Genomic DNA, 14,067 nt, shown 5'->3' with positions numbered 1-14,067 from the left:
CCCTGGATGTAGCCCATAAACGACAATGCCCCCATCGACTGATGGAGGCATTGTCTTCAGCTTGCTCTCAGACTGCTAGGTTTTCACACAGTCTGGCATGCCGGGCTTTTTTATGCCTTTCACGCGAGTCACGCCGTTCCTGTCGCGGGCAAGCGGTAGATCCAGATGCGCTGCAGCACGGTCGCGAACTGCCCCCACAAGGTGCCGCAGTTGTAATGCTGGCCATAGCGCTGGGCAATCAGGCGCACCTCACGCGCCAGCTCGGCATAGCGCCGCGCCGGCAGATCGGGGAACAGATGATGCTCGATCTGATGGCTGAGGTTGCCGGTCAGAATATGCAGCAGCGGCCCACCGGACAGGTTGCTCGAGCCGCGCAGTTGGCGCAGGTACCAGTGCCCACGCGTCTCCCCTTCCAATACTTCGGGTGCAAACACCGCCGCCTTCTCGGTGAAGTGACCGCAGAAGATCACCAGAAAGGTCCACAGATTGCGCAGCAGATTGGCCACCAGGTTGCCGGTCAGTACGGCCAGTACATTGGCGCCGAGCAGCAGGGCCAGCAGCGGAAACGCCAGATAGTCCTTGCCCCACTGCCGCGCCAGCTTGGCGCCGAACTGACGCGCTAGCGGCCTTACTTCCTCCTTGCTGATGCGGCCTTTCACCAGCTTGTCCAGGCGCAGGTGCTGGATAGCCACGGCGTACTGGAAAAGCAGCGCCTGGATCGTCACCCACAAGGGTTGCCAGCGGTAGAACGGCTTCCAGCGTTGCTCGGGGAACAGGCGCACCACGCCATAGCCGACGTCATCGTCCATGCCCAGCACGTTGGTGTAGGTGTGATGCACGTGGTTATGCGTATGCCGCCAGAAATCGGCGGGCCCGACGATGTCCCATTCGTATTGACGACCGGCGAATTCTGGATCGTTCATCCAGTCATACTGGCCGTGCATCACGTTGTGGCCCAGCTCCATGTTCTCGAGAATCTTGCCCAGCCCCAGCAAGAAGGTACCGAGCAGCCAGGTCGGCGGGAACCAGCCGAACATCAGCAGCCCACGGCCACTCCAGCAGCACAGGCGCACCACACCACGCACACGGCGGATATAGCACGCATCGGCCTCGCCCAGATCAGCCAGGGTGCGCTGGCGCAGAGCGTCCAGCTCCTGACCGAAGGCTTCGAGTTCGGCAGGGGTCAACTCACGATCAGGACGATTGCTCACAGGTCGATCTCCACATCCCCATGCGGGGCGCTGACACATAGACGGATGGGCTGCCCCGGCTCGGCGAACAGCTCACCGCTGCGCAGATCGCGCACCGTGCCGGCCAGCAGCAGGCAGGTGCAGCTGGTGCAGATGCCCTGGCGACAGCCATGGGCCGGGCGCAGACCGCTGGCCTCGGCCTGCTCCAGCAGACTGACATTGCCGTTGCCCGAAACCTGCTGGCCGCTGCGCGCAAAGCGCAGACGAACCTCTCCGGTATCGGCCTCAACCAGCACCGGCAGCGGGCTGAAGCTTTCCGCCTGCAGGCTGGCCCCGCGCCCGGCGTCGCGCCACCAGCCGCACGCCTGCTCGACGAAACCACGCGGGCCACATATCAACAGATGCTCGCCCGGCAGCGCTGCCAGTTGTTCGGCCGTCAGGCGGCCACCCGCCTCACCGCTGAAGGCCCAGCGCACCTGAAAGTTGGCATGACGCGCCGTCAATGCCTGCAGCTCTTCGGCAAAGGCCTGCTGCCCCTGGCGACGCACCTGATGCAGCAGCGTCACCGGCGCAGAAAAGCCACGCGCCAGTGCATCACGCAACAAACCGAGCAAGGGCGTGATGCCACTGCCAGCCGCCAGCAGCAACACCGCATTCTGCTCCTGCGGCCAGGCGAAATCGCCGAATGCCTGACCCAGCTCGACCACCTCCCCCACCTCCAGATGATCGAGCAGCAAATTGGACAGGCGCCCGCCCGGCTGGCGTTTGATCGCAAGCTCGATGCGCCCGTCGGCAGCCACCGACGTCAGGCTGTAACTGCGCCCGTGACGCACGCCGTCCTGCTCCAGATACAGCTGGACATGCTGCCCGGCTCGCCAGCCCCGCGCATTGCCATTGCAGCGCAGCTCAAGTGCCAGCATGTCGTCGGCCACCCAGCGGCGCGCCTCGACCCTGGCGAATACGCGGTTGAGGCGCAGTGCCGGGTGTAGCAGGCGCAAGCACAGATCGACATCCGCCTCACGCAACCAACCGGCCGCACAGAGCCGGCGCAGCGGTTGCAAGCCGCGAGCGACATGCCGCGCCAGTGACAGGGAAAGCAGAGCCATGAATAGATTCCAGTAAACACTTGTGCACAAGGCTGACAGATAGCCTGCATTTCAGTCAACAGTCGTTCACCGAACTGCATCCGCGCGGTTCGACGCTAGCGCCGCGCATTTGCTAGAGTGCGGCATCGCTCAACGACCCCGATCTCGCATGACGCCACGCGCCGAACAGAAGCAGCAGACCCGCCAGGCCCTGATGGACGCCGCCCTCACCCTGATGGAGAGCGGCCGCGGCTTTGGCAGCCTGAGCCTGCGCGAAGTGACCCGCGTCGCCGGCATCGTGCCCACCGGTTTCTATCGCCATTTCGCCGATATGGACGAGCTGGGCCTGGCGCTGGTGGCGGAGGTGGGCGAAACCTTCCGTGCGGCGATCCGCCAGGTGCGTCGTCACGAGTTCGAAATGCGCGGCATGATCGACGCCTCGGTGCGTATCTTCCTCGCCGAAGTGGCTGCCAATCGCGCTCAGTTCCTCTTTCTCGCCCGCGAGCAGTACGGCGGTTCGCAACCGGTGCGCCAGGCCATTGCGGCCCTGCGCGAACGCATCACCAGCGACCTGGCCGCCGACCTCAAACTGATGAACCGCATGCCGCACCTCGACGATGCAGCGCTCGACGTGGTGTCGGATCTGGTGGTAAAGACGGTGTTCGCCACCCTGCCCGAACTGATCGATCCGCCCGCTGAAACCTTGCCGGCGCACCTCACGGCAGAGGCCAAGGTCATCCAGCAACTGCGCTTCATCATGGTTGGTGGCAAGCACTGGTTGGGCCTGGGTAAGCCATCCGAGCAAAGCGCACCACAATCGCGCACGAACAGCGAAAACGCACCAAATAAATCCTGACCGCTCTGCCAAGTTATCCACAGAGCGCCTGAACGCCCCTTCCTGCGCCACTCTTCGGCCTTGGCAAGCCACTTGCACTATTTCCGGGCACATTGCCCCGGAATAGATACGCATGCTGGTGATCCACTCCCGAATCGCGCCACAGGCTGCTGCGGACGCCGAACTGGAACTGACCTTCGAAGCCCGCAGCAAAAGCCGCCTGCGCTGCTTCACCACGGCGGGCGAGGAAGTCGGCCTGTTCCTCGAGCGCGGCCAACCGGCACTGGCCGATGGTGAGTTTCTGCTGGCCAAGGACGGACGCATCGTACGCGTGCGCGCCAAGGCCGAGCCGCTGCTGCATGTCACCTGCGTCAGCCCCTTTGAGCTGATGCGCGCCGCCTACCATCTGGGTAACCGCCATGTCGCCCTGCAACTGGGCGACGGCTGGCTGCGCCTGCCAGACGACTACGTGCTCAAAGCCATGCTCGAACAGCTCGGCGCCACCGTCGAAGCCATCCAGGCGCCCTACCAGCCCGAGCATGGCGCCTATGGCGGCGGTCACCATCACTCTCATCACGGAGACGAGGAATTCAATTACGGCCCGCGCCTGCACCAATTCGGTGTACGCAAATGAGCCGGGCCACGTCGACTGCGCGCACCGAGGCCAGGGCATGAAGCCGGCCTGGGCGTTGCTGCGCCTGGCCAGCCCGCAGTTGCCCATTGGCGGCTACAGCTACTCGCAAGGCCTGGAATGGGCCATCGACAGTGGCCTGATCACTGATGCCGCAGGCGCCGAGCGCTGGCTGGTCGATCAGCTCACGCTCAACCTCGCCCGCTTCGAAGCACCGCTGCTGCTGGCTCACTGCCGCGCTGCACACGAGGGTGACTGGCCGCACCTGCAGGAACTGGCCGAACGGCACCGCGCCAGCCGCGAAACCCGCGAACTGGCCCTGGAAAGCCGGCAGATGGGCTACTCGCTGCGGCAACTGCTCGAAGGCCTGCCCGAGCTGGACGAGGCCGCGCGCGAACTGCTCGCAACCCTTCACGAACCGGGCCTGGCCCTGGCCTGGGCGCTGGCGGCACGCGCCTGGCAGATCAACCCGGACGATGCCCTGGCCGCCTGGCTGTGGGGCTGGCTGGAAAACCAGCTGGCCGTCCTGATGAAAGTGCTGCCGCTGGGCCAGCAGGCCGCCCAGCGCCTGACCAGCCGCCTGCTGCCAACGCTCGAGGCCGCCCAGCAGCAGGCCGCCAGCCTTTCTCCCGAACACTGGGGCAGTGCCGCCTTCGGCCTGGCCCTGGCGAGCATGGCGCACGAACGCCAGTACTCGCGTCTCTTCCGCTCCTGACGAGGAACATCAGCACATGAACAGCCAACCTCTGCGTGTCGGTATCGGCGGCCCGGTCGGTTCCGGCAAGACCGCCCTCACCCTGGCCCTGTGCCGCGCCCTGCGCGAGCGCTACAACATCGCCGTGGTCACCAACGATATCTACACCCAGGAAGACGCCCAGTTCTTGGTGCGCAACGAGGCCCTGGAGCCAGAGCGCATCATCGGCGTGGAAACCGGCGGCTGCCCGCACACCGCCATCCGCGAAGACGCCTCGATCAACCTGGAGGCCGTGGAGCAGCTCAACCGCCGCTTCCCCGGCCTGGATCTGATCATCGTCGAGTCCGGCGGTGACAACCTGTCGGCCACCTTCAGCCCCGAACTGTCCGACCTGACCCTCTACGTGATCGACGTATCCGCCGGCGACAAGCTGCCACGCAAGGGCGGACCGGGCATCTGCAAATCCGACCTGCTGGTGATCAACAAGGTCGACCTTGCCCCCATGGTCGGTGCCTCGCTGGAGGTGATGGAGCGCGACACGCTGAAGATGCGCGGCGACAAGCCCTTCGTCTTCAGCAACCAGAAAGTCGGCCAGGGTCTCGACGAGATCATCGCCTTCATCGAACGCCAGGGCATGCTCACGGCGGCCTGATTCCCCATTCAAGGAGATACTCATGAATCTGCGCAAAACCCTCTACGCCATCGCTCTGTTCTGCACCCCGGCGCTGGCCTTCGCCCACCCAGGGCATGGCGATTCCGGGATCATGGCCGGCCTGGCCCACCCGGTGTTCGGCCTGGATCACCTGCTGGCGATGTTCGCCGTTGGCCTGTGGGCCGCGCAGCAGAGCGGCGCAGCACGCTGGGTACTGCCGGTGACCTTCGTTGGCGCCATGCTGGTCGGTGGCCTTCTCGGCTTCGCCGGGGTGGAAATACCGCTGATGGAAACCGGCATCGCCGGCTCGGTGCTGGCCTTCGGTCTGCTGGTAGCCGTGGCTGCACGTCTGCCGATGGTGGTATCCGTTGCCCTGACCGCCCTCTTCGCCCTCACCCACGGCGTCGCCCACGGCCTGGAGCTGCCGGACCTGGCCAGCCCTTTCGGTTATGCCATCGGCTTTATCGTCGCCACCGCCGCGCTGCACGCCATCGGTTTCGCCCTGGTGCGCTTTCTGCCGCAAGCAGCCGCACCGCTGGTACGCATCGCTGGCGCTGCGTCGGCCGCCACCGGCGTCTGGCTGCTGGCCAGCTAAGCGCCGGCAATCGGTAGGGTGCGCCATGCGCACCGATGTCGACTCGTCGTGGACACCGCAGTGCGCGACGCACCTTACCGACCGCCACCACAGCACTTGCCAACGCCCCTGCGCTGGGGCACAAAGTCCCGAACCGCTTTCGAGACCCGGCCCATGCTGCGCTTCACCCGATTTCTGCTCGTCCCACTGCTGCTGATCGGCATCATCGTGCTGGTACTGACGCTGACCAGCCGTCAGGCGAGCATGCCTGCGGTGCTCGAAGACCTCGGCGAACGCCCTCTGGTGATCGCCCATCGCGGTGGCAAGGGGCTGTGGCCGGAGAACACTCTGTTCGCCTTCGAACGCGCCACTGCCCTCGGCGTCGACATGCTGGAGATGGATCTGCACCTGAGTCAGGACGCCAAGCTGGTGGTGATCCATGATGAAACCCTGGAGCGCACCACCAATGGCCAGGGCCCGGTCGCGCATTTCAGCCTTGCGGAGCTGCAAGCGCTCGATGCCGGCTACAAATGGACGGCCGATGGTGGCCAGAGCTATCCCTACCGTGGCCAGGGTACGCGCATCGCCGCGCTGGAAGAGGTGTTCGAGCACTTCCCATTGATCCCCAAGGCGCTCGAAATCAAGGTGCCCGACGTCGGCATGGAAGCTGTGCTCTGCGAAATGCTGGCGGCTTATGACCAACTCGATCGGGTCATCGTCGGCAGCTTTCATGAGCGCAGCCTCAAACGCTTTCGTGAGCTCTGCCCGGAGGTCGCCACCTCGGCGGGGCCGGTTTCGGTGCGCCTGCTGCTGGCGCTCAATTGGCTGGGACTGAGCGACCTGCTGTCGCCCTCCTATCCAGTGCTGCAGATTCCTCCCCAGCACAGCGGCCTGACCCTGGCCACCCCGCGCCTCATACGCAATGCACAGACGCGTGGCTTGCACGTACAGCTGTGGACGATCAACGAACAACCGGAAATGCGGCGATTGCTGGAAATGGGCGCCAACGGTCTTATCACCGACTACCCGGATCGCGCCTTGCAGCTGCTCGGCCGCTCGACACAGCTCGGCGCGCTGCAGCCACAATGATGGCGAGCAACTCGCCACTTGCTTTTAGAGCCCGCCCGACAGGCGCTTGATGGCCTTGCCACCAGCTTATCCACAGACCTGCCAACAGAATCCGGGGATAACCAGCTTTGCCCACAGAGCGGCCGGCGAAAATGCTGGACAACTCGACCCGCCTTTGCTTTCGATCAAGCCTTCAAAGGCGCTGATCAAAAAACCAGCAAAGCGCTGAAAGGCCCGTCTTATGAAGCCCTCAGCAATGCTTACAGCGCTTACCAACAAAACTATCCACAGACATCGTGGACAACCTACAACCGCCCGAAAAAGCCCTTCTAAATTGTCAACCCCCTGTGCACAAAGGAAAAATTCCGTTGCTCAAATATTCGTCAGCACGGCCTGAACGACGCACGGCGAGGTCAGCAGAGGAGCACCACCAGCTTACCCACAGAGATACCCACAGACCCCGTGGAAAACTTTATTATCAGTGTCTGGCACGCCGCCTGCTATGAACATCAGGCTTCCCTGCCTCCACTTGTAAGGACACTCCATGTTCAGCTTCTTCCTCGCCGCCATGCTCCTCGGCTTCGTCTTCAACGCCGCGCCGGGTGCCGTGTTCAGCGAAACCCTGCGCCGCGGACTGCGTGACGGCTACAAACCGGCATTGTTGGTACAGATCGGCTCGCTGGTGGGCGATGCCACCTGGGCCGCCCTGGGCCTGACCGGCCTGGCGCTGCTGCTCGACAGCGCGCAGATTCGCTATCCGCTGACGCTGGCCAGCGCGCTCTACCTGGCCTGGCTCGGTTATCAATCACTGCGCGACGCCCATCGCCCGCCGCAACCCAGCGACGATGGTCAGGTCGCCGCCGGTAGCGCATTCGCTGCGGGCGCTACGCTGTCGCTGACCAACCCGCAGAACATCGTCTACTGGGCCGCCATGGGCGGGGCGATGGCCGCCATCGGCGTTGCCCAGCCAACGCCGACGCACCTGGCGGTATTCTTCGCCGGCTTCATGGTTTCTTCACTGCTCTGGTGCTTCATCTGCGCCGGTCTGGTGGACTGGTTTCGCCGCGCCGCTTCGCTGCTCTGGCACCGCCTGACTTACGCAGCCTGCGGCGTGGTGCTGCTGGGTCTGGCCGGGATGAGTGCGATGGAGCTGGTCTGAGCGAACCGCGACTATCGCCATCATCGAAACAATCTAACGGCGCGGCGCCAGCAACGGGACTAGCCTGAACCACATGTCCCTGCGTCAGGAAGCCGCGCCATGTACCTCAATGATCTGCTCAAGCAATTGCTCGCCAGTTACGCCTGCGCCACCTGCGGCATTGATACGCGGCACTGATACTTGGTGCGAGCGCAGCGGCTGGTTACCCTTGGCTCATTTACCCAAGGAGTCGTTGCATGTCCCTGCGTAGTGTCTGTGTCTTCTGTGGTGCCAGCCCTGGCGCCAGTCCCGTTTACCGCGAGGCTGCCGAAGCGCTCGGCCAACACCTGGCCGAACGCGGCATTCGCCTGATCTATGGCGGTGGCGCCGTCGGCCTGATGGGCGTGGTCGCCGATGCGGCGCTGAACGCCGGTGGCGAGGTGATCGGTATCATCCCGCAAAGCCTGGAGCGCGCCGAGATCGGCCATCGCAACCTGACCTGCCTGGAAGTGGTGGACGGCATGCATGCACGCAAGGCGCGCATGGCCGAGCTGTCAGATGCCTTCATCGCCCTGCCCGGCGGCCTCGGCACCCTGGAAGAGCTGTTCGAGGTATGGACCTGGGGCCAGTTGGGTTACCACGCCAAACCGCTGGGCCTGCTGGAGGTGAACGGTTTTTACAGCAAACTCGGCGACTTCCTCGATCATCTGGTCGCCGAGCGCTTCGTTCGCCCACAGCACCGCGAGATGCTGCAGATCGCAGGCAACCCGCAGAACCTGCTCGATGCCCTGAGCGAATGGCGCCCCAGCGCGGCGCCGAAGTGGGTGGATCGCGCGCCCGTCTGAACCTGTACGCAGACATGTAACACAATGCTACGCTCTGCGGCTTCTCTCTCTCACGGAAGCCGCAACATGGCCGGAAGCAGCCTGCTCGCCCTGATCGACGACATCAGCACGGTACTCGACGACGTCGCCACCATGACCAAGATCGCCGCGCGCAAGACCGCCGGCGTACTGGGCGACGACCTCGCGCTCAATGCCCAGCAGGTCACCGGCGTCAAGGCGGATCGCGAACTGCCGGTGGTCTGGGCCGTGGCCAAGGGCTCGCTGGTGAACAAGGCGATTCTGGTGCCGGCTGCGCTGCTGATCAGCGCCGTGGCGCCCTGGCTGGTGGTGCCCTTGTTGATGCTCGGCGGTCTGTTCCTCTGCTACGAAGGCGCCGAGAAGCTGCTGCACAAACTGCTGCACAAGCATGAGGATGACGAACAACAGGCACACCTGGAAGCCATCGCCGACCCTGCCGTCGACCTGGTGGCATTCGAGCGCGACAAGATTCGCGGCGCCGTGCGTACCGACTTCATTCTCTCCGCGGAGATCATCGCCATCACCCTGGGCACCGTCGCCACTGCCAGTTTCCTCAATCAGGTGCTGGTGCTCAGCGGCATCGCCCTGGTGATGACCGTCGGCGTCTATGGCCTGGTGGCTGGCATCGTCAAGCTCGACGACGCTGGGCTCTACCTCAGCCAGCGCACCAGCGCCTTCGCCCAGGCCTGCGGCCGCGGCATCCTGCGCCTGGCCCCCTGGCTGATGAAGGCATTGTCGGTGATCGGCACAGCGGCCATGTTCATGGTCGGCGGCGGCATCCTCAGTCATGGCCTGCCGCCTGTGGAAAGCGCCGTACATCTCGCCGCCGAATGGGTCGCGCGTGATGCCGGCCACCTGCTCTCGGCGGTGGTGCCGACGCTGCTCAATGCCCTGCTGGGTGTCGTCGCCGGCTTGCTCAGCGTACCGCTGGTCAATCTGGCCACACGTCTGTGGCAGACCCTGCGCAAACCGCAGTCCGCTTAAGAACGCTCACTTTCTCATCAATCGTCTGCGCCCCTTGTCGGGCGCAGTCGAGGCCGGGTTCCCCCAAGCTTATCCACAGCTTGCTCCACGGCTTTCGTGGATAACCGGCCTGCGCCTTTCCAGGCACGTGCAGAAACTTTGACTTCTCGCTCAAGCAATTCATTTCAAAGCATTTTTCAGTGGCAAGGAGGTGGCCTGGGCAAAAGCTGACCAGATACCCAGAAAGCCCGCGGAAACAGGCCTCGAGCGGGCATTGCAGAGCTTCCCCACAGAACTATCCACAGCTTTTCTGTATAACCAGGCGTGGCGTTCGGTCGCATCCATAAGCGCAGGCAGCTGTGCGAGTCTCTTCAGACCTGACCGGGTTATCAGAAACTGGAGGAATCAAGATGCTGCGTAACGTTGCCCTGCTGGCGCTGCTTGGACTCGCCAGCACACCGCTTCTGGCTGCCGAATGCGCGGTGGATGTCGAGTCGACCGATCAGATGACCTTCAACACCCAGGCCATCTCCGTCAGCAAGAGCTGCAAGACCTTCACCGTCAACCTCAAGCACACCGGCTCGCTGCCCAAGACCGCGATGGGCCATAACTGGGTGCTGAGCAAGACCGCCGACATGCCCGGCGTGGCTACCGACGGCATCTCTGCCGGCCCGGACGCCAGCTACCTCAAGGCCGGCGACGAGCGTGTGATCGCCCATACCGATCTGATTGGCGGTGGCGAAAGCACTTCGGTGACCTTCGATGTCAGCAAGCTGGCGGCAGGCGAAGACTACAGCTTCTTCTGCTCCTTCCCTGGCCACTACTCGCTGATGAAAGGCAGTCTGGCCCTGGTCGACTGAGGCCGCCACAAACCATGGGAGATGCGCCTGTCGCGCCCTCCCACGAACCTCATCCCAGCGGCAGCACCGTCACCTGCACTTCCGGGTCGTGGCTGCCGCCCCCCAGAATCACCCCACGCAACGGCGACACGTCGGAGAAGTCCCGGCCCCAGGCCAGGGTGATGTGCTCCAGTGCCGGACGCACGTTGTTGGTCGGATCGAAATCCACCCAGCCCTGCCGCGGGCAATACAGCGACACCCAGGCGTGCGAGGCATCCGCACCGATCAGGCGCGGCTGGCCGGGCGGTGGCTGGGTCAGCAGGTAGCCGCTGACGTAACGCGCCGCCAGGCCACGCGAGCGCAGGCAGGCGAGCATCAGGTGGGCGAAGTCCTGGCAGACCCCACGCTTTTCCTCCAGTACCTGCAGCAGCGGCGTCGCCACCTGAGTGGCTTCGGCATCGAAACTGAATTCGTCGAAAATCTTCTGCATCAGCGCCTGGCACGCCTGCAGCAGCGGGCGCCCCGGCGTGAAGCAATCGTCGGCGTAGTCGGCGAACACCTGCTTGAGGCGCACATAGGGCGACTCGAAACGGTAGCGTGCCGCCTCCAGCAACGCAGGCTCCATCCGTTTACCGCTGTAGCTGAGCGCGGCGCACGCGGCCTCCCAGTTCGGCGAGTCGTCCAGCTCCAGCGGCGCACGCGTGAGCACCTCGACGCGCAACCGTGCGCTGACGCTTAGCTGCTCGTGCGGGCGCTCGAACACCAGGCGAGTCAGCGGGTTGCCGAACACGTCCAAGCCGTCGCGGCGCTGGCAGGGCTGTGGGTCGATGCGCAGCTCCTGCTCGTGGCAGCGCTGCCAGGGACAGTCACGCGGCCACAGGTGCGCCAGCTGCTGGGCCAGGGAAACCGGCGCCGAGTAACGGTAATGGGTGTCGTGAAGCACCTGATACAGCGCGCTGCTCATGAGGATTGCGTCCGCTGGCTGACATCGACATGGGCGAAGAAGCGCAGCCCGAGATGATCGGAGACCGCGCCAGCGGCCTCGCTGATGGCCACCAGCAAATCGGCCAGACCTTCGAGCACCGCGCGGGTACTACCGGGGCCGAACAACGGGTTTTCCAGGCTGGCCAGGCTGAAGGCGGTGAGCTGCTGTTCCAGATAGACCAGGTAGCGCTCGGCTGGCAGCTCGAAACGTTCGTTGAGCCCTTCCAGCGAGCGCAGCAGTGTACGCATCTGGAAGATCACGGCATGCGGGTTCTGCTCATCGAGCAGCAACAGGTCGAGCACCGGAATCAACTGCGCCGAGGCCAGGTAACGGGTGCGATAGGTGATGCTGCTGTTGCCCAGTTCCAGCAGCCATTCCAGCGCCGACTGGTCGGTGGCCGAACCGCTGCGCAGGAAGCCGGCGAAGCTGTCGCAGAGAAACTGCAAACGCTCGATATAGCGGCCGAGCATCAGAAAGCGCCAGCCGTCGTCGCGGGTCATGTCGTCGAGGGCGAAGCCCGACAGCGCCGCCAGCGACATCAGCAGGCGGTTGAGAAAATCCAGCAGTTCACCGAAGTCGGCCGGTTGGCCTTCAAGCAACTGCGCCTCGCGCTGCAATTCCACCAGCGCCTGCCAGTTGGCCTGGGACAGCTTGCCGCGCACACTGCCAGCGGCCCACTGCAAGCGCTGCAGATTGGAGCGCAGGCTGGCCGGCCAGTCGCTGCCCAGCAGCGCCTGCAGCAGACGCTCGGCCAGTTCACCTTCCTCGGGATCTGCCAGCAGTCCCAAATCCTGCGCCAATGCCAACGCGCTCTGCAGCGCCTGCGGGTCGTCATCATCATCGACGTAGCGCGCCAGCATGATGCGCAGCAGGCGCGCATTGCCCTCGCAGCGCTCGGCGTAACGACCGAACCAGTACAGGTTCTCCACCACGCGTGAAGGCAGGAAGGGGTCGCTGCGCACCAGGTCGGCAGTACCCAGGGTGCGTTGCGTCTGCCAGGGCTCGCCGCCGCTCTGCCGCGTGCCGAGCACCCAGGTGTCCTTGCTCGCCCCGCCGCGCTGCATCGACACCACCTCCGCATCGGCCTCGGCGGCCGCGCGAGTCAGGCCTCCGGGCATCACCCGGTAGCCATCGGCACTGGCCACGGCAAACACGCGCATGCCGATGGCCCGCGGCTGCAAGCCGCTGCCATCCCACACCGGTGCCTGCGACAGCTTGGCCCGCGCTTGCGCGACATAGGCGTAGGGGCGTGCCTGCAGCCGTTCGGCCAGCTTGGCGCGCTGCGCCTCGTCCAGGTCACGACCGAACACCGGCGTGAAGCTCTGCGAGGGGAACGCCGGACGCACCAGCAACTGGTCGAGTTTCTCCAGCGCCTCGTCCAGCACCGGCGGCTCACCGCACCACCAACTGGCGATGGACGGCAGCAGCAGCTCCTCACCCAACAGGTGCTCGCTGATCGCCGGCAAGAAACCGGGCAGGCCGGGCGACTCCAGCACGCCGCTGCCCAGAGCATTGGCCACCAGCACGCGACCACGGCGCACGGCTTCGAGCAGGCCGGGCACGCCGAGGGCGGAATCGGTGCGCAGCTCCAGCGGGTCGCAGTAGTCATCGTCGAGGCGGCGCAGCACCGCGTGCACACGACGCAGGCCGGCCAGGGTCTTGAGGTAGAGGGTGGCATCGCGCACGGTGAGGTCGCTGCCTTCGACCAGCGGGTAGCCGAGCTGACGCGCCAGGTACAGGTGCTCGAAATAGCTTTCGTTGAAGCGCCCCGGCGTCAACAGCACCACCAGCGGCGTCTCGCCACCGCTCGGCGCCTGGCGTGCCAGGGTGTCCTGCAGGGTGCGGAAGAAGCTGGCCAGATACTGCACGCGCAGGTCGCGGTACAGCTCGGGGAAGGCGCGGGAGACGATCTGCCGGTTCTCCAGCGCATAACCGGCACCGGAGGGCGCCTGGGTACGATCGGCGGTGACCCACCAGCGCCCGTCCGGCGCCCGCGCCAGATCCACCGCATACAGGTGCAGCCAGGTACCTCCAGGCGCCTGCATGCCCTGGCAGGGCCAGAGGAAGTTGTTGTGGCCGAACACCAGCTCGGTCGGCAGCAGGCCTTCGGCGATCAGCTTCTGCGGGCCGTAGAGATCGGCCAGCACGCGGTTGAGCAGGGTCGCACGCTGCGCCACGCCGGCAGCGATCTGCTGCCACTCGTCAGCCGGTATCAGGTTGGGCAGCAGGTCCAGTTCCCACGGTCGGTCGGCGCCGTCGGGGTCGGCGTAGACGTTGTAGGTAACGCCGTTTTCCTGGATCTGCCGCGCCAGCATGGCCTCGCGCTGCGCCAGGTGCTCCGGGCGGCTGCGTGCCAGTTGTTCATAAAGGCGGCGCCAATGCGAGCGCACGTTGCCCTTGGCGTCGAGCAGTTCGTGGTAGGCACCGTTAGGCGGCGGGTAATCGGCTAGCAGGTCGTGCATGGCAGGCTCGGCAGTGGCAAGGCGGTGCGGCGTGATGCAGTTTGATACCGCATCCGTGGGAGGCGCTTCAGCGGCGACAGGTCGCGGC

At 64.9% G+C, this 14,067-nt stretch carries 14 protein-coding genes; 10 read left to right on the top strand and 4 right to left on the bottom strand.

Annotated features, from left to right (window positions below):
* Positions 1-128 precede the first annotated feature (128 nt).
* Positions 129-1,250, bottom strand: a complete 1,122-nt coding sequence (locus tag BLS08_RS04560; protein WP_162237604.1) for a fatty acid desaturase family protein — start codon at positions 1,248-1,250, stop codon at positions 129-131.
* Entirely contained in the window at positions 1,208-2,296 is a 1,089-nt protein-coding gene (locus BLS08_RS04555; protein ID WP_017678703.1) for a ferredoxin reductase, read from the bottom strand. Before BLS08_RS04555 ends, BLS08_RS04560 begins: the two co-directional genes overlap by 43 nt.
* Before the next feature lie 148 nt (positions 2,297-2,444).
* On the opposite strand from BLS08_RS04555, the gene fabR reads away from it, so the two are divergent.
* The 10 genes from fabR to azu all read left to right on the top strand — a co-directional run bounded on the left by fabR (position 2,445) and on the right by azu (position 10,553).
* Positions 2,445-3,131 (top strand): HTH-type transcriptional repressor FabR, encoded by a 687-nt coding sequence (fabR, locus tag BLS08_RS04550; RefSeq protein ID WP_017678702.1) that lies wholly within the window; start codon positions 2,445-2,447, stop codon positions 3,129-3,131.
* 112 nt (positions 3,132-3,243) lie between these two features.
* Positions 3,244-3,744, top strand: a complete 501-nt coding sequence (ureE, locus tag BLS08_RS04545) for an urease accessory protein UreE (protein WP_017678701.1) — start codon at positions 3,244-3,246, stop codon at positions 3,742-3,744.
* Between the two features lie 37 nt (positions 3,745-3,781).
* Positions 3,782-4,456 carry an urease accessory protein UreF gene (locus BLS08_RS04540; RefSeq protein WP_017678700.1) on the top strand — a complete coding sequence of 225 codons (675 nt, stop codon included), beginning with the start codon at positions 3,782-3,784 and terminating at the stop codon, positions 4,454-4,456.
* A 16-nt stretch (positions 4,457-4,472) separates the two neighbouring features.
* Positions 4,473-5,087, top strand: coding sequence for an urease accessory protein UreG (gene ureG, locus BLS08_RS04535; protein WP_013713893.1), 615 nt, complete (start codon positions 4,473-4,475; stop codon positions 5,085-5,087).
* 22 nt (positions 5,088-5,109) lie between these two features.
* Positions 5,110-5,682 carry a HupE/UreJ family protein gene (locus BLS08_RS04530; RefSeq protein ID WP_017678699.1) on the top strand — a complete coding sequence of 191 codons (573 nt, stop codon included), beginning with the start codon at positions 5,110-5,112 and terminating at the stop codon, positions 5,680-5,682.
* Positions 5,683-5,835: 153 nt separating this feature from the next.
* Positions 5,836-6,750, top strand: a complete 915-nt coding sequence (locus BLS08_RS04525; RefSeq protein ID WP_017678698.1) for a glycerophosphodiester phosphodiesterase family protein — start codon at positions 5,836-5,838, stop codon at positions 6,748-6,750.
* A gap of 523 nt (positions 6,751-7,273) precedes the next feature.
* The gene (locus BLS08_RS04520; protein WP_017678697.1) at positions 7,274-7,888 is read left to right on the top strand and encodes a LysE family transporter; all 615 of its coding nucleotides are present in this window, start codon (positions 7,274-7,276) and stop codon (positions 7,886-7,888) included.
* 236 nt (positions 7,889-8,124) lie between these two features.
* Positions 8,125-8,712 (top strand): LOG family protein, encoded by a 588-nt coding sequence (locus BLS08_RS04515; RefSeq protein ID WP_017678696.1) that lies wholly within the window; start codon positions 8,125-8,127, stop codon positions 8,710-8,712.
* A gap of 66 nt (positions 8,713-8,778) precedes the next feature.
* Positions 8,779-9,714 (top strand): DUF808 domain-containing protein, encoded by a 936-nt coding sequence (locus BLS08_RS04510; RefSeq protein ID WP_017678695.1) that lies wholly within the window; start codon positions 8,779-8,781, stop codon positions 9,712-9,714.
* 389 nt (positions 9,715-10,103) lie between these two features.
* Entirely contained in the window at positions 10,104-10,553 is a 450-nt protein-coding gene (azu, locus tag BLS08_RS04505) for an azurin (protein WP_017678694.1), read from the top strand.
* A gap of 49 nt (positions 10,554-10,602) precedes the next feature.
* On the opposite strand, the gene BLS08_RS04500 is transcribed toward azu, so the two are convergent.
* Positions 10,603-11,496, bottom strand: a complete 894-nt coding sequence (locus tag BLS08_RS04500; protein ID WP_017678693.1) for a transglutaminase family protein — start codon at positions 11,494-11,496, stop codon at positions 10,603-10,605.
* The gene (locus BLS08_RS04495) at positions 11,493-13,979 is read right to left on the bottom strand and encodes a circularly permuted type 2 ATP-grasp protein (protein ID WP_017678692.1); all 2,487 of its coding nucleotides are present in this window, start codon (positions 13,977-13,979) and stop codon (positions 11,493-11,495) included. Before BLS08_RS04495 ends, BLS08_RS04500 begins: the two co-directional genes overlap by 4 nt.
* Positions 13,980-14,067: the final 88 nt, after the last annotated feature.

It is taken from the genome of Ectopseudomonas chengduensis (genome assembly GCF_900102635.1).
GTDB classification, from domain to species: Bacteria; Pseudomonadota; Gammaproteobacteria; order Pseudomonadales; family Pseudomonadaceae; genus Aquipseudomonas; species Aquipseudomonas chengduensis.
This window is presented reverse-complemented; position numbering and strand designations above follow the sequence as displayed.